The organism is Bythopirellula superficialaquae, assembly GCF_059632245.1.
Genome location: NZ_CP197426.1, coordinates 493,327 through 520,113, shown reverse-complemented (window position 1 = coordinate 520,113; position 26,787 = coordinate 493,327). Strand labels below are relative to the sequence as shown.

Below are 26,787 nucleotides of genomic sequence, written 5' to 3'. Positions count from 1 at the left end.
TTGAGCTTCCTTACATTTTGGTGAGCGGAATCCTAGGCTCGGCTCACTGCCTGGGAATGTGCGGCCCTCTAGCAATTTCACTTTCAGCAGGTGTGACACCTGGCGTTAGTCTATGGCGTAGGCAAATGGCCTTTAGTTTTGGACGAGTCTTTACTTACTGTTTCTGCGGTGGAGTCGCAGGCTTCGCCGGTGCGTGGGTCACCTCCCAAGGAAGCAGCGTCGTACTGTCACAGGCAACACTTGCGATCACTGCCGGCGTGGCTCTTGTGCTTATGGGCCTGATAACCGCCGGTGTTTTATCGCTTCCCGCATTTCGAGTGTTAGGAAGTATACCCTGTGGGGCTGGATCCTGGCTCAAAACCTTCCTACTTGCGCCCGGCATCACCGGCCCACTTGTTGCGGGCGTGTTTACAGGGTTTATTCCTTGCGGTCTAGTTTACGCATTTCTGTTGAAAGCAAGTAGTAGCGGTTCCATGGGAATTGCCATTCTCACCATGTTAGCATTTGGTTTAGGTACAATTCCGATGATGGTCGCTGCGGGATATAGTGGTCAGTTTATTTCGGGAATGAATCGTGCACGACTTTTCAAGCTTGCCGCGTGGTGCATCGTAGTGACAGGCGTTATCTCAATCGCTCGTGGGGCCGTACAATTTCAATCACAAGAAACCGATAGCGCTCCTCCCTGTCCATTTTGCGAACCCACTACGGCAGGGGTTCACGAATCATAAGAACCGCCGAAGCAACGCCGACACCGATCAGATTACAGATTGCAATCAAGAGCGCTACTCCCCAAAGCGTTCGAGTGCCATTGTCCTGCTTTGGTCCTGAATCTGGACGGCGTTTGCGGGCCCAGCCATTGATGACGCCGCACACCCACGACCAATGCAACATCACATGTAGTAGGATACACGCTGAGAACAATGCAAGGAGCGCAAACTGGATATCAGTCCAAGCCAAATAGTCGAGGCCCCATAATTTCCATCCTTCAGATTTCGTAGCTGGTGGAAAGACGAACCGGAGGATAATTGTAATCCATGAAAAAATCACAAACAAAATGAGTAAGAAGGCATCAAGCCAAAAGTTGATATCGGTCTTAGTAAACTTGGACATACCGCATGGTTTTCCGAAGGGGCAATCAATTAATCAACGACGACGAGAACTTTGATCGCAAGACAAGAGTTGCGATTTCAGGCCTAATTTTAAACAAAAACGACCGAACTGTCACCAGTTCGATTGCCTTCAACCACCTCCACCAAGACGACTCCCAGTCGATCGACAATTTCGAGTACTTACGCATGTATGACGTCCACGACTTCGAAAACCTCCGTGCGGCTATTACGATAAGAACGCACCACCCTTAGCCTGTCCCGAGAACGCCTAGGTTCCACAATTTCGGTCTCTCTCAAGCAGCTTACTGAGTTTTTACAGCATTGCCCCACACCTTGGCGCCAATCTCGAAGCGTAGGATCCTTCAACCGTACCCCGCTGGATTAATCTCAGCAGGATTCCAAGAATTCTAACCTTTTGAGTCTTCCCTCATTGGCTCATTTTCTTTCTCTTCATAGTCGTCCATCAGCGTAGACGGACAAACTTCCTGCTCGCCGCATTGTGTACAGAACACCCGGATCAAGTCGGCTCCACCAAGTTTCAATTCCTGTTCCTGGCAAAGATTGTAAAGTCGCTGCAAGTGAACACACGCCATCGAGAATCTCCTTGATTACCAAACCATAAACTTGGTCTAAATGTTCACTCCAAGTCATTTAGCCGCATCGCGTAGTTGCTTGTGGCAATTCACGCAACTCAAAGTCAACTGCTGAAAGCCCAGCGTTACCCCTTCAATCGACTCCTGGCTCGCTTGCTTTTCGATTTCGCGAAGAGCGAATTGATAGGATCGTAATTGAGTTTTATAACCCGGATAGCGGTTGCGGACAAAGCCCTCCATTTCGGCTAAAGCCGTCAGTTTCTTGGCGCTACCGACAAGGGTTTCAAAATCGGCCTCCGCCAAGGCAGCGAAGATTTTTTGAGATTCTCCAAGCTTCACATCCATCCAAAAAGTGAACGGCTTCGCTTCGGCGTCGGGGAATGGTTCAATCAGCGGCTCATCAAAACCCTGAGCCGAGACGAACCCGACTAACAAAATCCCCAGGACGCCTGCCAAACTATGATTTTTCTTCATGATCGTCGCATCCTTTCGCAAGCGGGCAGTCTTACAGGGCACTGTATGAGCCCTCAGAGTTTACTAGCCGAGCAATTGAGGTGCCGATCACTCCGACAGCTAAATCCTGGAAAAACGCATCGCTCGGGAGCCCGTTCCGCACTCATCGGAGAAAAGTGTGACGAAAAGGAGCACATCACAGTGTACAGGTCGCAAATGTACTTGATTCTGTTGCGCGCATTACTGAACACTGCCAAGAGAACCGTCGTGCCCCATTATCTTTCCCATAGACCGCAGGGCGATCCTTGGCCTCTTGCACGTGACAAGCCTGGAAACGATCCACGCGGGCTGATCGCGATTTACCGTGAAAATCGCTGGCTGCATTTTCAGGTGGCACAGTGTGTTTTGCCTGATAGAATGGAGGCACTCCTTTCGCTACCAATTCTCAACGATATTCGGCTGCGTTGATGGTTAATCTTAAGTTCTGTTCTTGGCTGGCAACGCTGCTTGTCGGGATGGGGATTCTTATTCCGTCGCTCTCGGCGGCGATTGTTCAGACGGGAAATGTCTCACCGCATGTCAGTGAGTGGCATAGCTCTTCGCCAGGGCTGGTTGGTATTACGAGCTATGGCAGTGTGCGCGTTGATGGAGGGAGCGTTTTGGCCTCACGCCCCGGAGCACTTGGCTACGGCAAAGATGTGACGGGTACGGCCACCGTTAGTGGCACGGGCTCGAAATGGGTCAATGCCGCGGAACTGTTTATCGGGACTTTGGGGCATGGCTTACTGACGATAGAGGCAGGAGGCGAAGTGAGTAATGTTCGAGGCCGCCTTGGGATGTTCGCAGGCTCGTCAGGTACCGCTACAGTAACTGGGACGGGCTCCAAATGGATCAGCAGCGATTATTTAGATGTTGGATCGTATGGTAACGGCACACTCACGATTGAGGCCGGTGGTCAGGTGAGTAGCATTCGCGGCTTTCTAGGAGGCGGCACTGATTCGTTTGGTACGGTCACCATAACTGGCGCTGGTTCTCAGTGGATCAACAACCAAAAGCTCCTCGTCGGCAACACAAGTCATGGCATTCTCAGTATCGAGGCAGGTGGGCAGGCAAAGAGTGGGTCTGTTTATTTGGGAAATATGCCAAACTCAACCGGTTCGGCCACGGTGACTGGGATCGGCTCAAAATTATCGAGCGTGCTTTTTGTCGGAAGCATTGGCCGTGGCACGTTGGATATCACGGACGGTGGATTAGTCAGCGTACCTGGAACACTCACTATCGATTCAAACTTAAAGGGTGACAGCTTTATTAACATCGCAACCGGCGGCATGCTGGCTCTTTACGGCGATGCTGACAATTCATTAAGTCAATTCTTCAATCTGATTTCCGGCACCGATGCGATCCGCTATTGGGACGCCACAGTGGAAGATTGGGCGCCACTCACCTCGGCCACCTATGGCGACAACTACACCCTGGAGTATCTCACCACGGGAGAACTGGCTGGCTACACCCTGCTAACTGTCGGCGCTTTGATCGTGCCCGAGCCAGCTACATGGATACTTGCGATGGCTCTGGCAATGTGCATCGTTCACCGCCATCGCAATTGATAGCCACAAGAAACACGAAAAGACACAAAGGTTCGTGTGCTAAGTTTCGTATCAGCAGCCACGGATGAAACACAGAATAAACACGGAAAGTAAGGAGTGAGTAGTACTACTGATAGTCAGCAGCCGTTGCTTGACGGTATGTGCGAAGCATCTGATTCTTGCTCATTTTTCAACATCCGTGTTACGTCCGTGAAATTCCGTGGCTATCCTTACTTTACTGAATCTGAAATTGATGCTTGTAGGAAATCATTGCCACAAGAAACACAAAAAAACACGAACAGTAATGGCTTTTTTTGTGCCTTATCGTGCTTCTCGTGGCCAACTACGAAACCTCGCGTCTCTAACGCAGCATCCCCGCGTGCTGGCGCAAAATGCGGGCCACTTCGTTGATCGATTCCGGATCGCGGTGAAGTTCTTCATGCACCGTCGGCACGAAGAGCTCGCTTTCGCCGCAATGTCGCGCGCTCGAGACCGAGACCACGCCGTCGCCCGGTTCGGGTGCGAAATAGCCTCCACCGGTTCCGATGATTGAATGGATGTGCGTCGCGGGATTGATCGGCATGTTGGCGAGCCCCGCGAGAAACGGGCTGTCGGGTTCGAGCATCGCAATCGAAGTGGGTGGCTCTCTGCTGAAGTCCGGTCGGAAGACATCTTGATTGCTTTCGACAATCTCTTGAAACTCAGCGGCTTCGTTGGAATTGAACGACACTAGGGCGCTTCCAATCCGACCCGCCACGCGGACTGTGAGCTGGCTGCCGCGGTGGGGCGTGCCGATAAAGATAACTCGCTTCACGTAGGGGACCGGCTCGAAGAACAGGTTCTCCGCGAAGCGTTGCTTCACGACAGCCGGAGCACGCAGAGCGGCAAACGGCTGCTGGGCGATCCGTCCCCAAAATTGATCGTTCGAAGATGTGATCTGCGTTTTCGCCACCAGGCCCCCCAGGCTGTGGCCGATTAAAACCATGTTGTTCATGGCTGCGTCGTTGCCAAACGGATCGTACGCCATGCGAGCCAGCAGCAACTGTTGGCGGAGTGCCGTCATCGAATTGAGCAAGCTACCGCCGGTCGGATAACGAAAGACCCAAAATTGATAGCGGGCATAGAGATCGTGTTGCGCACGCAATTCGTTGAGCATGTCGGCCCAAGTGGTCGGGTCGGAATACAGTCCGTGAATCAAGACGACCGGAATCTTGCCGCGTTGGTAGGGTTCCAACATAAACAGTTGCGGCTGGACCGACGTGTCGTTGGGCGAAGTGAAGCCTCGCAAATACTGCCGGGGATTCTCGTTGATCTCCTTGGCCAAGGGGGCCGTTAAATCACGAGCCAGCGGAAGCACGTAACTCCCCCAGCGGACTTTGTCGTACGCGAGCGGGTTGTACAGCTCAAGCACGAAGCCGCTCGATCCCATCGCTGCTTGCTGGTATCCACTTTGGGGAGGTTTTAAAACAGCCGTCGCGGCAAACGGCTGTCGCTCGCGGGCAAACACCAGCGGCTGCGGAGTGACACGCTCAACGATCAGCGGCAAGCCGATTCCGGCGGTGATGTAGTGATTGGCGATTTCATTGTTTTGTTCGTAGCGAGCAGGCAGCAGCAACGTGAAGTCCGTCGGCTGCCAGGCAAAACCGAAATAGCGGATCGGCAGAACACGCGTCCCGCCATTGAGCAAGATGCCGCGACGTTGGGGATTGAGCCTGGCGTATCGCTGGCTGCTTTCGATTAAACCTGCGAGCGCTTGGCCGTAGATTTCTTCGATGTCGCTTGCCCCCGTGATTGTGGCCGGGTAGCGCCGCATCAGGTGGGCTGTTTGGGCGGCCGCTTCAAAATAAAAGTCGACAGCCGTGGCATCGCCAAGTCGGTCCAGGCGTTCCGCCTCGACCAGCGCATCCTCAGCTTGCACGGGATCGGCAATCGGCAGAGCCTGACCCAGCGCAAGATCAGCCGACGCGACGAACAGACAGACCATCCCCACGAGAGATGGAAACAAGCGGTGCCAGGTGCGTGGGCGGAGGGGATGCATTGCATCTGGGGGGAGGGAAGCAAGCGGGGAGGCGGCCAACACAAAGATACCACGCGATTAGCGCCTGCTCGTTTGGCTACCAATTTGATAGAGATCACTCGCGAACCTGATAACCGCTAAACATTTCGTAGCTTTACATTCGACAGGGAACTCACATGCGAAACGAAACGCATTGCGCGAGGTATGAACGGTTTAGGTAAGGTTTGCTAGGTACCGCTGGTTTGCGAATCATGGCCACGAGAAACACAAAAAGGCAAGAAAATGAGTGGCTTTTTATGGCTTCTTGTTTTCTTCGTGGGCGATTTCTCCCGGGAAACACGGCATCGGGACGATGCCGGCTAACATTTTTTTGATTTCACTAGACAAAATCGCGTCGCGGGTGCATCGTGACGGTTGATGGATAACAGCGCCAACTTTTCTGATCAGGTTCGTACCTGCGCCATCCGCATGACGGAAAGCGGCGTGGCTGCGCTGGCGGGGTTGTTTGATCTCACGTCGCAGCGGCTGGTTCGCTATGCCGCGACGATCACCCGCAACCAGCACGACGCCGAAGACGCCGTCCAGGCCGCGCTGGTGCGCGTGGCTGGCAATACAAGCCATCTCCGCGAGGCCGACGCTCCTTGGCCTTATCTGTTGCGAATGGTTCGCAACGAAGCGCTGCAAATCATTCGCCGCAAGAAACGCTGGGGCCTGATTGCCAACCTTTCCGATTTGCTCAGCGGCCGGCTCGTCGATGAAGTCGAACGCGAAGAATCGCATCGCGCCGTTTGGACCGCTTTGCGAACTCTTCCCACCGAGCAGGCCGAAGTCGTCGTGCTCAAAATCTGGGAAGACATGACGTTCGCCGAGATCGGCAAGGTGTTGGAAATTTCCACCTTCACCGCCGCGAGCCGCTATCGCTATGCGATGGCGAAGCTCACGCAAAAGCTCACGGCCGCGCACGTGGAGGTGGTTCATGAGTAATTCAGAAAACAATCCCTTCGAGAATGGTCGGGATCGCCGCGAACGCCAAGCCTTCGCCGCGGTTGAATCGCTGGTCCGCGCGGCCGGTAACTATGTTCAACCCAGCGACGATTTGCGGCCCAGCACGCTCGAAGCGGCCCGCCGCTCAACGAGCTTACGCCGCTGGAACAAGCGCCTCGCGGGAATCGCCGCGCTGGTGGTTGTGCTGGCGGTCGGCAACATCCCCGGGCGATTCCTGCCCGAGCCGGCAGAATCAACGCTGGCGCATCAGACGGTCACCCGCGAGTTTGAGCTTCGTCAGGAATCGGCCAAGGAAATGGGGGTCACGTTCAACCCCGCCTGGGCCTGGGTCGAAGCCTTCTTCGAGCTGCGCAATAAGCAGGCGAATCTGATCAACGACTGATTTTATTAGGCAAGTCAGGCCCGCCGCGGCATCACTCTTGTGGAACATCTCCCACAAGCCCCACTGTCATCCCGAGGGGAGTTCGACGACCCGAGGGATCTGGTTCGCAGCACCTTTTCGCATTGAAAACGTGCCGAGATTGAAGCCAGATTCCTCAGTCGCCTAGGCTCCTTCGGAATGACAATTGTTGATTTCTGCACGATAGCGCGCCGTCCCCACATGAACGAAGTCACCCTCGAAGAAATCTTTGCCCTCAACGAAGAGCTCGCCGCGCTCGATGAGGCGGGCGTTCCCATCGAGCTGGGCGATCCGACCCAAACGACGCGGGAAGCGCTCGCCAAGATCAATGCGCGGCTGGCGCTCCGCAGCAGTTTGGGCCAACCGATCGAAGGGGCTCTCGCCGAGGAAGTGGAATTCCCACCGATGTATCAGCATGCCCTGCTGGCAGGGTTGGAATCGAATCAATTGCCGCTCGCGCTCGACGGGTTGAGTCGCCAGCCGATCGCCTGGGACGACATACGCAACACGTTGGGCCAGGCGCTCGTGCAGCCACTGGTGATTTTCTCGCTCGCGTATTGCGGATTCATTTTCCTCTGCCTCCGCTATGCCCCCACGCTGGAATCGATCTACGAACAAATCCGCGTGACGCCCAGTTGGGGTTTGCAACTTTTGCTGTGGGGTCGCGCATGGATGTTCGTCTGGGTGCCGCTCGTGCCGTTGTTGGTTGTGGCGGGAATCTATTTCTGGCAGCGACAAACCAATCCGCATAAGCCGTGGCTGCCCGGTTCGCAGCACTATTTTGCGACTGTAACCCGGTCAGTCTTCGCCGAACAAGTTGCCAGCTTGCTTGAAGCGGGTGTCCCCTTACCGCACAGCTTACGACTGGCAGGGAAATCCTCCAACGATTCTGAACTCATCGCGGCCAGCGAGTCCCTGGCCACGGCGCAGGAAAACAATCAGCCGTTGTTCGCGGTCGACGAAGTCCGCTTGAACGCGTTTCCGCCCTTGCTGAGGTGGGCACTCACCGGCGACGTGGGGGGCGAGCCGTTGCCGCAAGTTTTGCGATTCATTGCCGAAACCTACCGTCAATCCGCCGAACGGCAATCCGGTGTTTGGCACTTCACCCTGCCGACGCTGATCGGCGCGTTCCTCGGCGGTTTGATCGTGCTCTTTTATTGCTTGAGTTTGTTCGGACCGTACGTCCAAATGCTGCACACCCTGGCCTATTGATTCCTGCGATGCCTCATTTCACCTATCAAGCCTTGACCGCCGATGAAGAACTCCGCACGGGAGAACTCTTCGCCACGAGCGCAGCCGCAGCACTCGCTGAGTTGGAAGCTCAGGGACTTGCGGTGCTGTTGATTCGCCAGATCGAAGCCCCCAGCATCGAACGGTCGAGCCTATCGCCCATGCCGGTTCCTTTCGCTGCGACCGCGGGGGAACAAATTTTCCGTCAGCGCGTAGGCGAACTCTTGGAACATCGCAACGTGCTGGCCCCCGCGTTGACGGCGTTTGCCGAAGAGATGCCACGTGGCTGCGCGCGAAAGGAACTTGAGCAACTCACGACTCAAATGCAATCGAGCGCCACTGCCGCGGAAATGACCCAATCGCCGCAGCAAATCCGCGCTTGGCTACCGCTGTTGGCGAGCGGGCCCACGATCGGCACGAAGCGCTTGCAAGAGGTCTTCGCCGAAGCCGACCGCGACCTTGCCAATCGTGCCCAACTCACTCGCAGTTTGGCCTATCCGACAACCGTGTTATTGATCTCGGTCGCAGTCTTGGCGTTCTTAAGCATCGCGGTCGTCCCCACGTTTAAGAATATCTTCGATGACTTTGGTCTGGATTTGCCCTGGATCACCCAGGTGATGCTCTTCTTCTCTTCGTTGTTGCTCTACCAGCCATTCCAATTTCTTACCTTGGCTGCCGTCGTGACTTTCATCCTCTATGTCGTTGTGCGAGTGGTGCGCAACTGGATCTTCCCCAGCCGCATGCTTGGGCTTTTTTTTGACGGCAATTCACAGCAAGTCGGCGAGATGGCACGGTACGTCCGGCAACTCACTGAAGCGCTGAAAGCCGAGATCCCGTTGCCAGATGCCTTGCAACTTGTCGGCAAGACGAGCCCCCATCGTTGGCTGCAACAGGAATCTCAAGAGTTGGCGAGCGTGCTCGTAGCCGACTCGAACGATGTAACACGGCTCCGCCGTTCGTCGCTCCCTGCGACGGTTGTGTATGCATTGCAGGCTGGCCCCGAAGGTGCTCCGCACATCCCCCTGTTGCAAACCTTGGCCGATGGATATGCGGAGCGTGTTCGCAATCGTTTGCGATTGTCGACCGGATTCCTGCCGCAACTTGCCATCATCTCCATCGGACTGGTTGTGGCCATCGTGGTGTTTGCGTTGTTTATTCCCTTGGTGATGTTGGTTAACGGTTTAACAGGTTAAGTGAAATTCTCACCATGATTGAACACTTTCCAACATTTCAGCGGCTAGGGCGATTTGAGTTTCGCTACTCTCCGTGGAAGTGCATGCCTTGGTGGCCAGCGGATACACTTGCCGCGAGACAGAAATCGCTGCTGAAAATTCTCGCCGTGGCTGCCGCCGAACAATTGGAAGCCGCGCCGCTCGTGGCGAACTTAGCCATTGAACATCGCGGCAGCTACAAACGACGACTCCGCCGTTTGTCGCAACGACTCTACGCCGGCACGCTCTTGGCTGATGCGATTGAACAAACGCCCGGCGTGCTTTCCGACGACGATGCCTTGGCCATCCGCTTCGGCGAACAGTCGGGCATTCTCCCGGCAACATTGGTCGATCTGATCAACAAGCCCGATCAAGCTCAACTGCGAATTAGGACTCGCTTGCGCCAGGTTGTGGTCTATTTGCTGTTGACGCTCGCAGTGATGGCCAGTGTGCTGACCTTTTTGATGATCAAAATCATCCCCAGCCTGAATGCCATTTTTTATGACTTTGAATTGGACCTACCCCGCATCAGCCAATTTGTCATCGCTGCCAGTAATGGGATCGTCAACTATTGGTGGCTGCTGGCAATTCCGGGAATCGCGCTGTTGTGGTTTTGGAAATCGGAACGGCTCAAACGCTATGTCCGTCGTCATGTCACCGGGCGGCTCATCAAACCATTGGCACAGTTGCGGTCGATCAATGTGCTGAATCTGTTGGCGGGGAATGCCCGCGCGGGCCGACCGCTCGCCGGCGCGGTTTCTACGCTTGCCCGCTACCACTTTGATGGCCGCATCCGACAGAAATTGCTCTTCGTGCGCAACGAAATGGAACAAGGTGCCGACCCCTGGGAGAGCATGTCCCGTGTGCAACTCATCGCGCCGGCCGAAGCCCGTGCCCTGCAAGCGGCGACCTCGTCCGAATCGCGGAGCTGGACGCTCAATCGGTTTGTGGAACTCAAACGGAGCCGCGTCGAACGTCGGCTCGAAATGTATCTCTCGCTGTTGCAACCCGCGGCCACGCTGTTGATCGCCGTCGTCGTCCTCGTGATCGCCGTTGGCTGTCTCGCTCCCATTTTCGATCTAATATCCGCCCTCGCGTAATCAACACTTTCATGTTCAGACTTAACAAGATATCTCGAAACAATCGCTCTGGCTTGGCCATGACAGAGCTTGTCGTCGCGGCGGGGATTTTGATCACGGCCTTGTCACTGCTCGCCACATTGTCGTTCCGCAGTGGAAAACTGTGGCAGGATTCGCAGCACTACAAGCTCGCCGCGGATGAGCTCACCAATCAATTGGAGCGACTCACGCTGCTTGATGAAGCCACGCTGGACGAAGCTTTGGGCAACCTGGAAGTTTCCGCGGCGATTCAGGCCACTTTGTCAGATGCCAAGTTGTCAGGCAGCAAGATCGTGGATGAGTTTGGACCTCGCGTTGTGTTGGAAATCAATTGGAACCGCGCGGGAAAGCCAGAACCACTGCGGCTTGTGGGTTGGCTGAGTGAATCTTCGGAGGACACGCGATGAACAAACGACGCGGCTTTACGCTTGTTGAAATGTCTGCCGCGATGGCAGTGAGCACGGTGCTGTTGACACTTGCCACCGGCGCGGTGCATCGGGCTATGCGAATTGATAGCGATTGTCGCGAGCAAGCCGACACGATGCGGTCGCTGACTCGCTTGTCGCATGATCTTCGCCGCGATGCTCATGAAGCCCAATCGGCCAAACTGACACAAGAGCCTTTGGGACTCGACTTCCTGATGCCCAACGAACGAGTCGTTCGTTACACCATCGCCGACACTGAATTCATTCGCGAATCGGAAATCCCCGACGAACAAACGCAACGCGAGTTTTACAAGAAGCCCGCCGATTATCACGCGACCATCACAACTACCGCCGCACCGGAAATGCTGGATTTGCAAGTGACCCGCGAAACAAAAGTTGCCAGCGAACCGCCAAAAATCGTGCTGCACGTCACGGCCCACATTAGCTGCTTTTCGCAGATGGTGAGCAATTTGGGAGGCACCCCATGAGGCAGCGCCGCCGCCGACAATCCGGTCTAATTTTGATTTGCGTACTGGCATGCCTCGCCATCGTGATGGGTATCGCCGCGTCGATGCTCAAGACGGCGCTTGCCGCCCGTCAGGCAGCACGCCAAGATCTGCAGCTTAGCCAAACCGAGTTTCTCTTGGCCGCGGGTGTGCAACGCGCGGTAGGGCAACTGACTGAGGATGTAGACTACTCCGGCGAAACCTGGGAACTCACCGGTGATGCGATACCGGGCTGCGAATCCGCCGTGGTGAAAATCGATGTTGAAGCTTCTAACAACGATCAGCCCGCCCAAGTCCATGTCATCGCACAACTCCCTGCCGATTCGCCACAGTCAATTCGGCGTTCGTACACATTTTCACTCATTCGAGAGGAATAGATCCATGAACATAAAATCCCATCATTCTCGGCACGGCTTTACGCTCGTCGAACTTTTGGTCGTGATCGCCATCATCGGCATCCTGGTCGCTTTGCTTTTGCCAGCCGTGCAAGCGGCTCGCGAAGCCGCTCGTCGAACTTCTTGCGTCAACAACTTGGCCCAGTTGGGACTCGGCGTGCATAACTACGAGTTCGCGGTTGAGCATTTACCCGCCGGGGTGATCAATCCCGAAGGCCCGATTCGCAGCGAAGCCGATGGGCAGCATGTGAGTTGGCTCGTACAGATCCTACCGTACATCGAAATGGATACGGCCTATCAAGCCTTCGATATCGAAGCGGGGGCATACGCGCCGGTCAATGCACCCGTACGGGCCGTCCCAGTTGACGTCTTTACTTGCCCCTCATTTCCGGGAAATGAACTTTCCGAAGATAAGCTCGCTGCGGTCAGCACCTACACCGGTTGTCACAACGATGTTGAGGCCCCCATCGATGCCGACAATCATGGCTTGTTGTTTCTCAACAGCGCGATTCGCTATACGGACATAAAGGATGGAAGTTCGCAAACGCTTTTGCTTGGCGAAACTCGCGACGAGAACACGCTAGGTTGGGTCAGTGGCACGCGCTCCACCCTCCGCAACACAAGCAAGCTCAACGCGCGGCGGTGGCGGCGCGATGAGCCGGAACTCCCCGAGCTTGGCCCTCTGGAAGTGGGTGGATTCAGCAGCGCCCATCCGGGTACGGTGCAAACGGTTTTGGCCGACGGATCGGTGCATTCACTCACCGAGGACACCGAACCCGAAATCCTCCGGCAACTTGGCCATCGTGCAGACGGCACCTTGCAAAGCCGGTACTAAGCGGAATTTCCCTGCGATTCGTTGAATCGCGGCTATTAGAAAGTTTTATCCCTGTGGTTCTCCGCAATTCTGTTTAGCTTATCGTTGCCTCTGCGGTTACCGATGATACAATTGATTGAAACACGTGTTTTAATCACTCGTTTTACATCGCAAACCAATGTCTGACAACGACTTAGAATCGACCCAACGACGCATTATCGAAGCTGCCGGCATTATGTTTGCCGAGCGGGGCTTTGAAAGCACCACCGTTCGGGACATCTGCCAGGAAGCCGGCGCTAACCTCGCTGCGGTCAATTACCACTTCGGCGACAAGGAACGACTCTACATCGAAACGGTGCTGCGAGCCCATCGGTGGTGCATCGAAAAGGTCAAGCTCCCGGGCTGGGATGAAACGACACCAGCGACGCAAAAGCTGGCGGACTTCATCATTACGTTCTTCCGCCGGGTGCTAAGCGATCCCGGCGACGTTTGGCAGCCACGGCTCGTGTTGCGCGAAGTCTTGCACCCGACCGCCGCGTGCGCTGAACTTGCCCGCTCTAGTATTCGGCCCGAGTTAGAAATTCTCAACGGCATCTTGCGCGAGCTGTTACCGGATGATATTTCCGAAGAAGAGCTCCACCTGACGGCCTTCAGTATCGTCGGCCAATGTTTGTTTTACTTTTTTGCCGACGGAGTGATCCGCAGCTTAATTGTTGTTGACGAATATGCATCGTATGACGTGGAAAAACTCGCCAGACACGTGACCAATTTTTCACTCGCGGCGATCCAAGCTCGGGCGTGTGTTGATCAAACCACTGCGTTGCTCGGGGAGGTCGAGCGATGAACTGGATCGCCCTGAAAATGCTGACCGGCAATCAAGGCAAATATCTGGGCATCATCCTGGGAATTGCCTTCGCCACGCTGTTGATCGCGCAGCAAACATCGATCTTTTGTGGACTGATGCTGCAAACGAGCGGACAGATTCGCGACATCCAAGGGGCCGACATCTGGGTGATGGATGGCAACGTGCAATTCATTGACGACGTTAAGCCGCTTTCCGATAGCGATCTCTATACCGTGCGCGGTGTGCCCGGCGTGGCTTGGGCCGTGCCGCTTTACAAAGGCCTCACACGATCCCGCTTGGAAGATGGCAATTTCCAGCAAACGATTTTGCTCGGCCTCGACGACGCCACGCTGGTGGGCGCGCCGCCCGACATGATGATCGGCAGCGTGTTCGATTTGCGCAGGCCCGACGCGGTGATCATGGATTACGAAGGTTATCAATTGCTATGGCCCGGCGAAAAACCGCATATCGGCAAACGATTTGAAATGAATGACAAGGAAGCCGAGATCGTCGGCATCTGTCGTTCGAGCCGCACGTTCCAGACATTCCCGGTTGTTTACACCCGATATTCGCAAGCCTTGCAGTTTGTCCCTCCCGAGCGCAAGGTCCTTTCCTTTGTGCTCGCCGACGTGACCGAAGGTTCGGACGTCGACGAAGTTTGCCGACGGATCGAAAAGCAAACCGGCATGCGAGCGCTGACCGGCAAACAATTTGAATGGGTCACGATGGATTATTTCATGCGGAAGACCGGCATCCCTTTCAACTTCGGGATTACGGTCGCGCTCGGATTTATCGTGGGCACGGCCATCGCGGCCCAGACCTTTTATCTGTTCACGATCGAAAACATCAAACAGTATGGCGCACTTAAAGCAATGGGGGCCGGCAATCTGATGCTGCTCAGCATGATCCTGCTCCAGGCACTCTTGGTGAGCTTCATCGGTTTTGGCCTGGGAATTGGCGGGGCCACTTGGTTTGGCATTGTTGCCAATGCGCCCGGTTCGCGGTTGGCTTTCTACATGCCCGCCGAAGTGTTCATCGGAACCGCCGTTGCCGTGGGGGCAATTAGCATCCTGTCCAGCTTGTTGAGCATGTACCGCGTGATGGTCGTTGAACCGGCCGTCGTGTTCCAAGGATAAGCATTTTACGATCGATGGAAATTTCACAAACCACACCGCTGATCTCTTGCCGCAAAGTTGCCAAAATCTATGGCAGCGGCAATGCCGAAGTGCACGCCTTGCGCGGCGTTGATCTCGACGTTTACGCGGGTAAGCTCACCATGCTCGTCGGCCCCAGCGGTTGCGGCAAGACCACGCTCCTTTCCGTGCTCGCCGGGATCTTGAAACCCACGAGCGGTACCGTAAACGCGTTAGGAACCGACCTCACCGCGCTCACGTCCTGGCAGCGCACCGCGTTTCGGCGCGACAATGTTGGCTTTGTGTTTCAGCAGTTCAATCTGCTCCCCGCGCTGACCGCTGCTGAAAACGCGGCGGTACCGTTGGTAATCAAAGGCCAATCGAAACGCCAGGCGGTCGCCTCGGCTGTGTCGCTGCTGGAAAAAATGGGGATGGGCGAGCGAATCAATAACCTACCGGGAAAACTTTCCGGCGGTCAGCAACAGCGCGTCGCGATCGCGCGGGCGCTGGTGCATCACCCTCGCCTGCTCGTGTGCGACGAACCGACTTCCGCGCTCGATGCCAAGACGGGCCATACGATCATGGAACTTCTGCGCAGCATCGCCGTCGAAGGAGACCGCGCCGTGATTATCGTGACCCACGATAGTCGTATTTTTGAATTCGCCGACACGATGGCCCGCATGGACGATGGCCGGATTGTTTCACTCGAACACCGCGAATCAAATGGTTCTATGACCGATGATGAGCAGTTCGTTGAAGGTCAACTCGTATAACACTTTTGGACAATTGAATCTGACTCCCATGCTTACGAAATTTGGTTTACCGCTGATCGCACTTGGGCTTATTATCTTTGCGACCAACTATTTGATGAGTGCCCGCACGCGGCTTCCGGAGTTGCCGCCTCCGATACAGCCCGCCGTGAATCCGTTCCCCAACACTGTGGCGGGGGCCGGCATGGTCGAGCCGCAAACCGAGAACATCTCCATGGGCACCCCCGTGCCGGGAGTGGTCGTCGAAGTGATGGCCCAAGTTGGTCAGAAAGTCAAAGCTGGCGATCCGTTGTTCCGTTTGGATGACCGTCAACGTCAGGCGGAGCTCGCAATCCGCCAGGCGAGCCTCGCCGATGCCGAAGCTCAACTGGCACGCCTTGAAGCGCAGCCGCGCACCGAAGAACTGCCTCGCGCTGAAGCGAAAGTTCTGGAAGCCAAGGCCGATTGGGAGAACTGGCAACAGCAAGCCTCGCGCGGCGAGCAGCTCTTCAATCGGAAGGCCATGCCCGAGGAAGAGTTTATCGTCCGCAAACAACAAGAAGTGCAAGCTCGCGAGCGCTACAACAGCGCGGTCGCTGAGTATGATTTGCTCAAAGCCGGTGCTTGGGAGTACGACAAGCGCGTGGCCCAAGCCGCCATCGACAACGCCAAAGCTCAAGTTAATGAATCCCAGACCGAATTGGATCGTTTGGTCGTGCGAGCACTTGTGGATGGCGAAGTGTTGCAGGTCAACGTCCGCCCCGGTGAATTCGTGGCCGCTCCCGCCAGCCAGGCGCTTGTTGTATTGGGCAATGTCACGCAATTGCACGTCCGCGTCGACATCGACGAATACGACATCCCGCGCTTTTTCACCGATGCCGAAGCCCGGGCGACGCTCAAAGGCCAGCCGAACGAATTCTTTCCGCTGCGATTCGTGCGGATCGAGCCTTATGTTGTCCCCAAGAAATCGCTCACCGGCGACAACACCGAGCGCGTCGATACTCGCGTGCTACAAGTGATCTACGCCATCGATACCAAGGGCAAACGACTTTTTGTCGGCCAGCAGATCGACGTTTTTATCAACGCCAAGCAAGGTGCCGGTGAAATGACTTCGCCCACGAACGAAGTCGCCAAACGCTGAGCAATAATTACGGCGATTCCTTGATGTCGTCCAGATGCCGCGTGGCGCGATACAACGCCATTGCCAACACCACGACCAGCACGCAGATGACCGTGGTCATCGCAAGCGAACTGTTCACGAACCATTTAAAAAATGATTCGGGAACGATGGCCTCGGGGGGAATCTCGACTTGCTTGGCTGCGCCAAGCGTCCCAACCAAGGCCGTGAAACCTGCTTTGAGCGATTCGGCGAGCGCAGCCGTATCGTAATTCGGGCTGGATAGTCGCGTGTCACCGTAAGCGAGTCGATATTTTTCCTGCGGGTCGGCCAGTAATAGCACTTCATACTCATGCCCCTCGGCGGTCACGCCCGTGATATCAAGCGGCGGGCTGTCGCGATTATCGATCACCAGCCGATATTCTGCAGACCGCGTTTCTGGGAAAGTCACATCGAGCGATGCTCGCTTGAGCGTGCGGAAGTCGATTCGCGAGATTGTGTCCGACCCGATCGCTCGCCAACTCTGCGGCGTCGTGCCGGGTTCAGGAATCTCAACGGTCACGGGACGACTGAAGTTCGTGGTGTCGGTTGCGACTCTGAATCGAGTGAGTGGCTCGTTCTTGGTTTTCAAATAGACAAATGTCTGTTTATCCTTGGTTGTGGGTTCAGCGGGATCAACGCTTACGGGATAAGCCTCCTGACTATCCACGGCAAGGTCTTGCTGAACCTTGTCGGTCCACAGTTCGATGCGGTCGATGCGAAACGGCTGACGCTTGATCGTCATCCGTTCGGTGCGGCTGGTTTCATCATCTCCTTGTAAGTTCCGCGAAAGCTCCAACAGCTGCGACTGTTGTTCCTGGGTCACGTCGGCAATCGTGAGCCGGAAAAACCGTGGCTGGTCGTCGATCTTCGGAAGATCGATCGTGACGTTCCGCACATCCATGAACTGCGAATAATCAAAGATCAGCTCATCTTCAATAAGCGTCACCCAATTGTGTCCGTGGGTGGAGCTTTCCACTTTCACACGATGCTCGAAATTCGAGAGCGGTGAAAACAGACGGATCCCCTGCGGCGGCTGGGGATGTTTTTCCGTGTCGGTGACAAAGGTAATTTTGAGACTGCCATCTTCGTCTGGTTTGAGTGACAAATGCTCGGCGGTCCAGGTTTGCTCGATCGTGCGGCTCCGCTTCGTCTGGCCACGCCGCACGAGGTAGGCGACTTCCTTGTTCTTACTGTTGAGCAAACGCAAGTCGTGATAGTTCGTCTGGCTGTGGGCATAGACATCGCTATCGAGCGCTACTGAAAGCAGTTCCTCGCTCTCGATTGCAGGAAGCTCAATGTCCTTCACGTAGTAAACATCCGCGGCGAAAGACGCGCTGGCACAGCCCCCCAATAACGCGAAGAGAACCGCAATTCGTATCATGTTTCTGCTCCGCATAGTTAAGTTAGATATCAAGGAAGGTCGTCCGACGGCGTGGTTGAGTCGGCCACGGCAAAATTCTCCTTGAATTTTAGGTATAAGAACGAGCCTGCCAAGAACAGTATCACCAAGGGCACCAGCGCGACCATCCGCCAAAACTGTTCCAGCCGTGCGAGATCGTTGAAAAAGATCTTGCCGGTCACGATGACAAACAGCGCCAGGCCCAAATAGCGAAGTGTGGCAATGTTCTTGCTGATCCCCCGCCAAATCATCGCCAAGCCAAAAATCGCCCATAACACCGACACCCCTCCCGCCCGCAAGCCGGGGTAGGCATCGTACAAAAAGCTGTTCACTTCGAGCGTAAGATAGAAAAATAGCATCGCTAAACTCGCGAGCCCCAGCAGGTCGCGAATTGGGATTACGGTTTGGCGGTTGCGGAAGATGGCATAGGCCCCGCCGAAGAAGCCAATGATCGCGCCGAAATCGATCAAACGCATCAACGCATCGCGGAACGAATACGGTGGAGCATAAAGCAACCTCTCATTCACACCCCACGATGGCAAATCGACGCCGAGCAACTTCCCCACCACGGCCACCATCGCCAAGACGAACAAACCGAGAAACACCGCGCCCCCTGCGCGAACGTACTGCATCAGGAAAAACGCGCTCAGCCCGATCCACAACATCGTCAGCACCGGCAGCCGAGCCGGGGGATAGAACACGCCCACCGTGCGATTGAGTTCCAAATGCAAATACATAAAGCCCATTACCATGGCGGCTACGATCAGCACGTGCAGCGTCGTGGCTTTTCCCATCCACGACGGCACATCATTCCCGCGAGCGATGATCCCTTCTTCGGGTGCAGGTTCACGGCTGAGCATGCGGTAGCCAATGCCAAAGCACGCAATCGGAATTCCAAAGGCCACGGCACGCTCCACAAGCGCGACCAGATAGTCTTGCCAAGCCATGTCCGCTGTGGTGGCAATACCGCCGGCAAACTGTCTGCCCAGGTCGAGAAAACAAAACCGCCCCAGCACCAAAGCAAATAACAGCAGCCCAATTTGCCGGACAAACTGGCTGCCGATTTTCTGGCCAATCCACAGGAACACGACCGCCTGGATCGCCCAACTCGCGGTGATCCGTTGATTCGAGAGCACCAGCGGCATGGTGATCGACAGGAAAAATGCGGTCAGACCAAACAACGACACGAGCAACTCGCGATCGATCAGTTTACGCCGTAGGAACAAGTAGATATGTGCCGTGTAGAAGGCGACCAAGCCGAGCGTAAGCGCCGCGACCCACCGTCGGCCGTGGATTTCTTCGATCAAGCGTGATCCGACGATAAAGAACACGCCGGCATTGATGTAGAGCGCCACCAAGTCGAGCAGATTCGATTTCGCTCCTCGCACGACTTTGTAAAGAAAGATCATCGTCGAAAACAACACAAAGAACGCGACGACAAACGGCATCACTTCATGGAAATGCTCGGGCGTATAGGCGCGCATCGCGGCGAAGAACATTGCATACGTGGCAAAGAAGCTGAGGTAATTTACCAGCGGCCAGTTCTTCCAATAGCAGATCCCCAGCACGCCGATGCCCAGCACCAGCATGTAACCATACAAGCCAACGAAATCGACCGCCCCCGTGGAGAGCATCAAGGGCGTGCCGTAGCCGCCGATGATGCCGAGCACCGCCACAAGCATCGAATTGAAGCGAACGGCGATTCCCCCCGCGAGGACCGTGACCGCAATCATCGCGATGAAGGCCGGCATGGCGGGGATCAGATGATACATGTTCGACGCGGCGAACACGCTGAAGTACAACGTCGCGAGCCCCGCCCCCATGAGCCCTTGGCCCATCACGTGATATTTCTTGCCAAGGATGCGTGTGCCCGCGATTAGCAGCACCAAGCCGGTGGCGGTCGACAACATCACGCGTGCTTGCGGACCAAGCCAACCGTTCTTGATCGAATACGTCAGAAAATAGCCGACCAACACCAAGCCCAAGAGTACGCCGATCCGCAACAGCCATTGGCTCGCGATGGCGAACTCCATCGACACACCCGCGGGGACATGCTCCTCGCCGACGATGATCCAGTTCCAAATCTTGTGCAGTGTTTCCTTCGCAGCGACTTCAAAGCGACTTGGCTCCCGCGGCGGCAACGGTTCAAAAACCGGGCGCGTCGAAAATACAGGTTTGGCTGGCTCGGTGGAAGCAGGCGATGCCGCCGCGAACTCGGGGACCTTTTGGCCGGTGAGATGCTGCGGCAGTTTTACAGTTCGAGGGGCCGCCGGTTGTAGCGGCTTGGGTCCTTGCGGATCGGGCCAGACGATTTCGACTTTTGGTTCCTCTTCGGCGACTGGCTGTGTTGTTTTTTCTTCTGCCGGAGTCGCAGCAACCGTTGGTTCCACCACTGGCTGTGTTACAGTAGGCGCGGGTGGAGCCGGGGCAGCCGCCAGTTCCGCCAGCTTCTTTTGTAGCCGCCCAATCTCCAAGCGAAGCGAATTGAATCCCGTCGCTTGATCTTCTTGAATCGCTCGCAAACGAAAGAAGTTGACGATGGGAACAATAAAGACGACGGCCAACGCGCCGAGGCCGAGAAAAACTAAAAACACTTCTTCCATGGTGGCGCCCGAGATTGGAGACGAACGGCGCAAAGTCCGTTCTGGTGGTTACCAACCGAGCAGGTTACCACGGGAAAGCGATAACGTCCAAGAGAAGTCCGGCGAAGCCATGACTTATTCAGCAATTTGCTTGATGACCTGCTCGCCCGCCCCGCCGCTTGGGTGTGTAGTTCCTGTAAGGCAGTGCTTTCCGAGGCGATGGTTTGTGCAAGGTGCTGCCAGAAATTGGGCCGCTTTTTATTTCCGCCGAAAGGGCCAATTACGTCGTAGATTCACATGCTTCCCAGGCATGCTAGAATTAACTGCTTAGATTCAATTTATGATTAAGCCATTACTGTTGTTGGCACTCAGGGTTTTCGATGCTTACCGCCCAAAGGATTTACGCGATGTTGGGAAATGAGCCCCTCTGGAACGCGGCGGTCGCTTCGCATGAATTGCTGGCGAACCATCACCTCCCACATGCCATCGTTGGAGGAGTTGCCGTTTGCCTCCACGGCTATCAACGCAACACGATCGACGTCGACTTATTAATCCGAGCAGAAGACGCCGATGTAATTCGCCAATCACTGACTGCTGCCGGTTGGGAGTGGGATGCGCCTAACAAACAGTTTGTCGCCCCCTCGGGCGTGATCTTGCAATTTCTGCTCTCGGGCGACAAGGCCGGTGTTGGTTCAGAAGTTCGCTTACCCGACCCGGCTGACGAAAACTCGGTGACCAACCTCGAAGGGCTCCCAGTCCTTACGCTCGCACGCTTAATCGAAACCAAGATCGCGTGTGGCCAAGGCAACGCTCGGCGGATGCACAAAGACTTTGCCGACGTCGTCGAGCTAATCGCCAAGCACAATCTCAACAGCTCTTTCGCCAGAAAGCTGCATACATCTTTGCAACCAACATTTCGGCAACTTCTGGCCAACGCCCGTGGCGAGTGAACGCTTACTTGGGCACTCGTGATGGTGGATGATTACCTATCGGGACCGCGACATGGCTAGTGACACCAATGCGAGTGCTCCGAGCATCAAACCCGTCGGTTCAGGCACAACCTGTTCGAAGAATCGCACTTCGGAAAGCATCGTCCATTGCTGGGTGCCCGTGGCGACAAGCGTCAGATTATCCGTCATGAGATTCAGCCCCGTAACGAGGACGGGCACCGTCGCGCCATTGCCGGGGGGATCGATGATAGGAAAGGCTTGTGAATAGCCACCCGATGTACTTAACGTCACGGCCGAGGGCATTGCGACGCCGGCAGAGCCATCGCTGTCGGCGAACCAAATTTCCAAGACCCCAACATTCACCAGTCCGGCGAAGTTGAACTGGATCGTGGGATTATTATTGGACCAGCCCACGAGTGGCCCGATGTCGCCAACACCGATTGAGATGCCATTTCCCCAGGCGATATTGGCGTCGATGTCGTCGGTGAGTTCACTGCCGGTGCTGTCTGAGTAATTCCCGCCGACATCGCTGCCTGAAAGAGTGTAGCTAGCGACAGGAATCTGGACCGCGTGCAATTCCACGGCCAAACAAGCGAGAATAGAAAACACAATCCGTGTCATGAACGTCACGAGCCACCTCCTTGTTGCGAAACTTAAGTCAGAGCCAAAATATAGGCCGACCGGCCGAAGAAGATCAAGACCGACATCACTCGATTTCAATCACAACCGCGTGGATGCTCGTCTTGTTCGTCGCTATGCAAAGAAAACAGGTGAATTGGTTCGCGCTACAACAACCCATCCAACTCATCCACGAGCGATTCAAATCGCGCGAGCGCTGTGTCCACTGGCGTGGTGCTTGCCATGTCGACCCCGGTATCGCGTAGCAGATCGAGCGGGAACTTCGAGCAGCCTCCCTTGAGGAACGAAAGATAATCGTTCAGTTCCGCCTTGCCGCCATGAACCACGCGTTCGGAGAGCGCGATCGCCGCAGACAGGCCCGTGGCGTATTTGTAGACGTAGAACGCTCGATAGAAATGGGGGATGCGCAAACACTCGAGCTTCAATTGCTCGTCGAGAACGAAGTCGGGACCGAAATACGCTTCGAGCAGTTTGTAGTACTCGTTCTTGAAACACTCAATCGTGAGCGGCTCGCCCGCCTCGGCCAGGGCGTGAATGATCTTCTCGAATTCAGCGAACATCGTCTGACGAATAATCGTGCCGCGAATCGCGTCGATATCGCGATTGATCAAGTAGGCACGCTCTTCGGTGTTAGCAGCATTGTTCATCAAGTGGCGACTCAGCAGCTGCTCGTTGAACGTGCTCGCCACTTCGGCCACGAATATCACATAGTTGTAATACTGAAACGGCTGGCTCTTGGCCGAGTAATAGCTGTGCATCGAGTGCCCCGCCTCATGGGCGAGCGTGAACACGTGATCGAGCACCGTCGGCTGATAGTTCATCATGATGTACGGCGCGCCATCGAACGAACCACAGCTGAACGCTCCGCTTTGTTTCCCCCGATTGGGATAGCGGTCGCACCAACGGTCGCTTGTGAGCCCTCGTTCGAGCACGCTAGTGTACTCGTTGCCGAGCGGCGCCAGCGAAGCGATCACGGTATCGACCGCCTGTTGCCAGTTGCGCTTCTGATCGAGATCGCTCAGAATCGGCACGTAGGTGTCATAGTGATGAATATCTTTGATCTTCATCTTTCGCCGACGCAGATCGTAATAGCGATACAAAGCCGGCAGCTTGCCGCGCACGGCCGCGATCAGATTGTCGTACACCGAGAGTGGCACGTCGTCGTGAAACAAGGCCGCCTCGATTGCACTGCTGTAACCGCGTGCCTTGGCGTAATAAACATCGCGCTGCACGCTGCCACTGAGCGTCGCGGCCAAAGCGTTCTCGTGATTGGCATAAACTTCGTAATACTGATGGAACGCTGCGCTGCGAACCGAGCGCTTCGGCGAATGCAACAGCGCCGAGTACGACGAGTGCGATAACTCGATCGATTCCCCTTTTTCGTTCTTCACCATGCCGAACTTAAAATCGGCGTCGGTCAACTGGCGGAACGTGTGATTGGCCGTATCCGACATTTGGCTCTGCATGGCCAAAAGTTTTTCTTCGGCGTTGGAAAGCGTGTAGGGTCGGTAGCGGACCATCCGTTCGAGCGTCAAACGAAATGGCGCGAGCGACTTCGACTTCAAGAATTCATCGAACTTTTTCGGAGGAATCGCCATGATCTCGGGGCGAATGTAGCTCGCCGCTTGGCCTGCTTCGCTCGCGGCATGTTGAAAGCGACCCACCATCCGCTGATAGGTGCTGTTGGCCGTGTCTTCGGTCGTTTTGAGAAATGCGTAGGTGCTCAGTCGCTCGGCCTGACGATCGAATTTCACGTCGAACTTCAAACACTCAGCGATCTGATCCGCACCCGAACCGAGCTTCCCCTGAAACGCGGCGTACCGTTTGATTTGCTTCTCCCAGGCGGTGAAATCTTTCTCCCACGCTTCGTCGTTGGGATAGAGTGAGTCCAGATTCCAAGTGTCGGCAACTTTGACTTTGTCACGTGTGGGAAGGAGCGATTTCTTAGGTTTTGATCTGGTCGCGGTCATTGGGAGCATCCATTCATCAGGAGAGCCACGGAAAAACACGGATTAAACACGGCTACAAATTCAAAATACCATTCGCTTGAAATCGACTTGTGTTCGACCAAAGTTTATTAGGGCCAACTTTGACGCCAGTTGCTTTGAGTTCATTCAAAAGTTGAGGTTCATCGTCAAGCCTGTAAGTTTTCGCGACTTTTAGCTCCACCAGGACACAATTTTCGACAAATAGATCAGCCGAATAGTCTCCGACTAACTCGCCTTTAAATTGCACATCAATTCGTCGTTCAAGTTCACACTGTAGACCACGCAACCTCAACTCTACCTGCATAGCTCGCTGATAAACACGCTCGAGAAAGCCATAACCCAATACTTTATAAACCTCAAACGCTGCCCCGATAATCTGTTCTGTGATTTCAGCGTGTACGAGAATCATAGAAACTCCGGAAGAAAGTCTACATTTGGCCCCTCTTCCATGTTTAATCTGTGTTCATCCGTGGCTTAAAAAACATGATTCTACAGCGGCGCTCTGGAGCGGGCCAGATTCCTCAATCGCTTAGGCTCCCTCGGAATGACAACTTGGCATCATCGCGACCTCTGCGTTTAATAGCCTTCCTACCAACGAAACGCCATCGTCCCCCAGGTGAGACCCGCGCCGAAGCCGGAGAGCAGCAGATGATGGCCGCGGCGAATGCCCCCCGCGCGGACAGTTTCGTCGAGCGCGATGGGGATACTTCCCGCGGAGGTATTGCCGTAGCGATCGAGATGCATCACGACCCGCTCGCGGTCAATCTCAAGAGCCTGCACCGCGGCATCGAGAATACGGACGTTCGCTTGATGCAACAGCCACCAATCGATGTCGGCGAGTTCCAGACCCGCGGACTTCACAATATCTTTCGAGCAATCTTCGATCAGCCGCACGGCCCACTTGAACACAGGCTTGCCGTCCATCTTCATGAACCAGCCGCGCTGCTTTGGGTCGCATGATTCAAACGGATCCATTGCACCGCCCGTGGGGCGATAGAGCAACTCAATTCCTGAGCCATCGGCCCCAAGAGTGTAGGCAAGGGCCCCTTGCTCGGGACTGCCGGGGGCCAGCAGCACCGCCCCTGCCCCGTCGCCAAAGAGCGGATAGGTTTTCTTGTCCTCGGGATCGACCACGCGGGAATTCGCATCGGCACCAATCACGAGTGCCCGCTTGCTCGCCCCGGTGGCCACAAACTGCATCGCCGTGGTGAGTGCGTAGACGAAACCGGAACACGCCGCCGAAAGATCCATCGCCCCGCAGCACAAACCAAGTCGATCCTGCACTCGCGTTGCCGTAGCGGGCAAAAGCTGATCAGGCGATAAGGTCGCGACGATCAACAAATCGACTTCGTCGCGACTCACCCCCGCCGCAGCCAGACAGCGCTCCGCCGCCTTCACGGCCAGATCGCTTGTTGTCATACCAGGAGGCGCATGCCGACGTTCGCGAATGCCCGTCCGCTGGATGATCCAGTCGGCATCACAACCCAGCGAAGCCAAATCCTCGTTGGTGACAATGTTGTCGGGCACAAAACTTCCCGTGCCAATGATTTGCACTCCCATGAGCTGCCGAATCGGCGGTTTTCGCGCGGGAGGCGTGGATTCGCTCATGGAAGAACCTTATTCAATGCGCCGTTAAAAAGGCACCGCAATCGTTGAAAGGGAAAGTTTAAATGGTAACAGATTCGCCGCCTTCTGGGCAGCGCCGGTGCAAGCTCGACTACGCCGCGCGACGGGTATAGCGGTAGAGAATCGAGTTCCCCTCTTTGCCGACGACCCGGACACCGCCGGTTTCCCGCAGGCAATAGGTGATTCGTTGCGCGATCCCCCGTGGGATTTTCATCGACGACGCGAGGTGGCCCGTGTGAAACGTGGGGGGCAATTCCGCGGGCAACAGACGGCGGAGATCGGCCAGTGTGCGGAACTGTCGGGTTTCGACAATGCGCAACAGTCGCTGATCGGCGATCTGAAAATCATTCTCGCGGCGCCGACGACGACGGCCATGCCCGGGATAGCGCAACTCTTCAACTTCCACCAAAGCGACTTCCAGTGTTAGCCGTTTGTGCGGAAATACGCGCGTGAAGTACACCAACTCGTCGAACAGGTTAAGGATTACGCCACGCTTGGGACTCAAACGCCGACTGATCTCAGAGCCACCGCGCTTGTCGAGTTTCACCAATTGCTTGATCGCGACAATCGGCTTGACTACCGTAACCGAATGATCCACCAACAGCGCGGCGATCTTGTCCCGAATCGCGGAGAGGGAGCCGTGCTGAATTTCGATCAATCGCCCACGGTAGACGGCATCAATGCGATAACCGGCGATCGAAACTTCGCAGCGATCAGCATTGGTCGCGTAATGCTGCTTCAATTGGCGATGGAGGGATGTTTCCATAGTTCGAGGGTAGTAAACGCAGAGGTCGCAAGGGAGCAGAGGGCCGCAGAGCATTCAAAACTATTCGAAAATAATCTTCCTCTGCGAAAC

At 55.5% G+C, this 26,787-nt stretch carries 26 protein-coding genes; 16 read left to right on the top strand and 10 right to left on the bottom strand.

The genetic code is table 11. From position 1 onward, the window contains the following. The first annotated feature begins 20 nt into the window (after positions 1 to 20). The gene (locus SH678x_RS02330) at positions 21 to 728 is read left to right on the top strand and encodes a sulfite exporter TauE/SafE family protein (RefSeq protein ID WP_496923050.1); all 708 of its coding nucleotides are present in this window, start codon (positions 21 to 23) and stop codon (positions 726 to 728) included. Here the strand turns inward: SH678x_RS02330 and SH678x_RS02325 are convergent. Beyond that, on the bottom strand, positions 703 to 1,110 hold the full coding sequence (locus SH678x_RS02325; protein ID WP_496921277.1) for a DUF4405 domain-containing protein: 408 nt from the start codon (positions 1,108 to 1,110) through the stop codon (positions 703 to 705). The genes SH678x_RS02330 and SH678x_RS02325 overlap by 26 nt on opposite strands. Positions 1,111 to 1,756: 646 nt before the next feature. Then, positions 1,757 to 2,176: a hypothetical protein gene (locus SH678x_RS02320; protein ID WP_496921276.1), complete on the bottom strand. Its 420-nt coding sequence runs from the start codon at positions 2,174 to 2,176 to the stop codon at positions 1,757 to 1,759. Between the two features lie 446 nt (positions 2,177 to 2,622). Here SH678x_RS02320 and SH678x_RS02315 point away from each other — a divergent pair, with 446 nt between their 5' ends. Then, positions 2,623 to 3,762, top strand: coding sequence for a hypothetical protein (locus tag SH678x_RS02315; RefSeq protein WP_496921275.1), 1,140 nt, complete (start codon positions 2,623 to 2,625; stop codon positions 3,760 to 3,762). 340 nt (positions 3,763 to 4,102) lie between these two features. Here SH678x_RS02315 and SH678x_RS02310 read toward each other — a convergent pair whose 3' ends face one another. Next, complete coding sequence (locus tag SH678x_RS02310; protein WP_496921274.1) at positions 4,103 to 5,779, bottom strand: esterase/lipase family protein; 1,677 nt, start codon at positions 5,777 to 5,779, stop codon at positions 4,103 to 4,105. 396 nt (positions 5,780 to 6,175) lie between these two features. Between SH678x_RS02310 and SH678x_RS02305 the strand changes: the two genes are divergently transcribed. From SH678x_RS02305 to SH678x_RS02245, 13 genes are all read left to right on the top strand, one after another. After that, on the top strand, positions 6,176 to 6,742 hold the full coding sequence (locus SH678x_RS02305) for an RNA polymerase sigma factor (protein ID WP_496921273.1): 567 nt from the start codon (positions 6,176 to 6,178) through the stop codon (positions 6,740 to 6,742). Continuing rightward, positions 6,735 to 7,145 (top strand): hypothetical protein, encoded by a 411-nt coding sequence (locus SH678x_RS02300; protein WP_496921272.1) that lies wholly within the window; start codon positions 6,735 to 6,737, stop codon positions 7,143 to 7,145. Before SH678x_RS02305 ends, SH678x_RS02300 begins: the two co-directional genes overlap by 8 nt. Positions 7,146 to 7,364: 219 nt before the next feature. Further along, positions 7,365 to 8,375, top strand: a complete 1,011-nt coding sequence (locus tag SH678x_RS02295) for a type II secretion system F family protein (RefSeq protein ID WP_496921271.1) — start codon at positions 7,365 to 7,367, stop codon at positions 8,373 to 8,375. A gap of 8 nt (positions 8,376 to 8,383) precedes the next feature. Further along, a complete protein-coding gene (locus tag SH678x_RS02290) occupies positions 8,384 to 9,586 on the top strand; it encodes a type II secretion system F family protein (RefSeq protein WP_496921270.1) in 1,203 nt (400 codons plus the stop codon). 14 nt (positions 9,587 to 9,600) lie between these two features. Beyond that, entirely contained in the window at positions 9,601 to 10,704 is a 1,104-nt protein-coding gene (locus SH678x_RS02285) for a type II secretion system F family protein (protein ID WP_496921269.1), read from the top strand. 59 nt (positions 10,705 to 10,763) lie between these two features. Then, positions 10,764 to 11,129, top strand: a complete 366-nt coding sequence (locus tag SH678x_RS02280) for a type IV pilus modification PilV family protein (protein WP_496921268.1) — start codon at positions 10,764 to 10,766, stop codon at positions 11,127 to 11,129. Next, complete coding sequence (locus SH678x_RS02275) at positions 11,126 to 11,635, top strand: PulJ/GspJ family protein (protein WP_496921267.1); 510 nt, start codon at positions 11,126 to 11,128, stop codon at positions 11,633 to 11,635. Before SH678x_RS02280 ends, SH678x_RS02275 begins: the two co-directional genes overlap by 4 nt. Next, positions 11,632 to 12,030, top strand: coding sequence for a hypothetical protein (locus tag SH678x_RS02270; RefSeq protein WP_496921266.1), 399 nt, complete (start codon positions 11,632 to 11,634; stop codon positions 12,028 to 12,030). The genes SH678x_RS02275 and SH678x_RS02270 overlap by 4 nt, the downstream gene beginning before the upstream one ends. A gap of 4 nt (positions 12,031 to 12,034) precedes the next feature. Beyond that, the gene (locus SH678x_RS02265) at positions 12,035 to 12,883 is read left to right on the top strand and encodes a DUF1559 family PulG-like putative transporter (RefSeq protein WP_496921265.1); all 849 of its coding nucleotides are present in this window, start codon (positions 12,035 to 12,037) and stop codon (positions 12,881 to 12,883) included. Between the two features lie 157 nt (positions 12,884 to 13,040). Beyond that, positions 13,041 to 13,706 carry a CerR family C-terminal domain-containing protein gene (locus SH678x_RS02260; protein ID WP_496921264.1) on the top strand — a complete coding sequence of 222 codons (666 nt, stop codon included), beginning with the start codon at positions 13,041 to 13,043 and terminating at the stop codon, positions 13,704 to 13,706. Next, complete coding sequence (locus SH678x_RS02255) at positions 13,703 to 14,842, top strand: ABC transporter permease (RefSeq protein ID WP_496921263.1); 1,140 nt, start codon at positions 13,703 to 13,705, stop codon at positions 14,840 to 14,842. The genes SH678x_RS02260 and SH678x_RS02255 overlap by 4 nt, the downstream gene beginning before the upstream one ends. Positions 14,843 to 14,856: 14 nt before the next feature. Beyond that, positions 14,857 to 15,612, top strand: coding sequence for an ABC transporter ATP-binding protein (locus tag SH678x_RS02250; protein WP_496921262.1), 756 nt, complete (start codon positions 14,857 to 14,859; stop codon positions 15,610 to 15,612). A gap of 28 nt (positions 15,613 to 15,640) precedes the next feature. Beyond that, positions 15,641 to 16,729, top strand: a complete 1,089-nt coding sequence (locus SH678x_RS02245) for an HlyD family secretion protein (protein ID WP_496921261.1) — start codon at positions 15,641 to 15,643, stop codon at positions 16,727 to 16,729. Between the two features lie 7 nt (positions 16,730 to 16,736). Here the strand turns inward: SH678x_RS02245 and SH678x_RS02240 are convergent, their stop codons facing one another. Both SH678x_RS02240 and SH678x_RS02235 read right to left on the bottom strand, forming a co-directional pair. After that, on the bottom strand, positions 16,737 to 18,128 hold the full coding sequence (locus SH678x_RS02240; protein ID WP_496921260.1) for a DUF3999 family protein: 1,392 nt from the start codon (positions 18,126 to 18,128) through the stop codon (positions 16,737 to 16,739). A gap of 29 nt (positions 18,129 to 18,157) precedes the next feature. Further along, positions 18,158 to 20,749, bottom strand: a complete 2,592-nt coding sequence (locus tag SH678x_RS02235; RefSeq protein ID WP_496921259.1) for a DUF2339 domain-containing protein — start codon at positions 20,747 to 20,749, stop codon at positions 18,158 to 18,160. A gap of 359 nt (positions 20,750 to 21,108) precedes the next feature. Here SH678x_RS02235 and SH678x_RS02230 point away from each other — a divergent pair, with 359 nt between their 5' ends. Further along, on the top strand, positions 21,109 to 21,678 hold the full coding sequence (locus SH678x_RS02230; RefSeq protein WP_496921258.1) for a nucleotidyltransferase family protein: 570 nt from the start codon (positions 21,109 to 21,111) through the stop codon (positions 21,676 to 21,678). 36 nt (positions 21,679 to 21,714) lie between these two features. Here the strand turns inward: SH678x_RS02230 and SH678x_RS02225 are convergent, their stop codons facing one another. The 5 genes from SH678x_RS02225 to SH678x_RS02205 form a co-directional block, all read right to left on the bottom strand. Next, positions 21,715 to 22,308 (bottom strand): hypothetical protein, encoded by a 594-nt coding sequence (locus tag SH678x_RS02225; RefSeq protein WP_496921257.1) that lies wholly within the window; start codon positions 22,306 to 22,308, stop codon positions 21,715 to 21,717. A gap of 155 nt (positions 22,309 to 22,463) precedes the next feature. Next, the gene (pepF, locus tag SH678x_RS02220; RefSeq protein ID WP_496921256.1) at positions 22,464 to 24,287 is read right to left on the bottom strand and encodes an oligoendopeptidase F; all 1,824 of its coding nucleotides are present in this window, start codon (positions 24,285 to 24,287) and stop codon (positions 22,464 to 22,466) included. 52 nt (positions 24,288 to 24,339) lie between these two features. Beyond that, on the bottom strand, positions 24,340 to 24,714 hold the full coding sequence (locus SH678x_RS02215; RefSeq protein WP_496921255.1) for a GxxExxY protein: 375 nt from the start codon (positions 24,712 to 24,714) through the stop codon (positions 24,340 to 24,342). Between the two features lie 179 nt (positions 24,715 to 24,893). Further along, a complete protein-coding gene (locus SH678x_RS02210) occupies positions 24,894 to 25,913 on the bottom strand; it encodes a 3-oxoacyl-ACP synthase III family protein (protein WP_496921254.1) in 1,020 nt (339 codons plus the stop codon). Positions 25,914 to 26,022: 109 nt separating this feature from the next. Then, the gene (locus SH678x_RS02205; protein ID WP_496921253.1) at positions 26,023 to 26,697 is read right to left on the bottom strand and encodes a DUF8091 domain-containing protein; all 675 of its coding nucleotides are present in this window, start codon (positions 26,695 to 26,697) and stop codon (positions 26,023 to 26,025) included. Positions 26,698 to 26,787 lie beyond the last annotated feature (90 nt).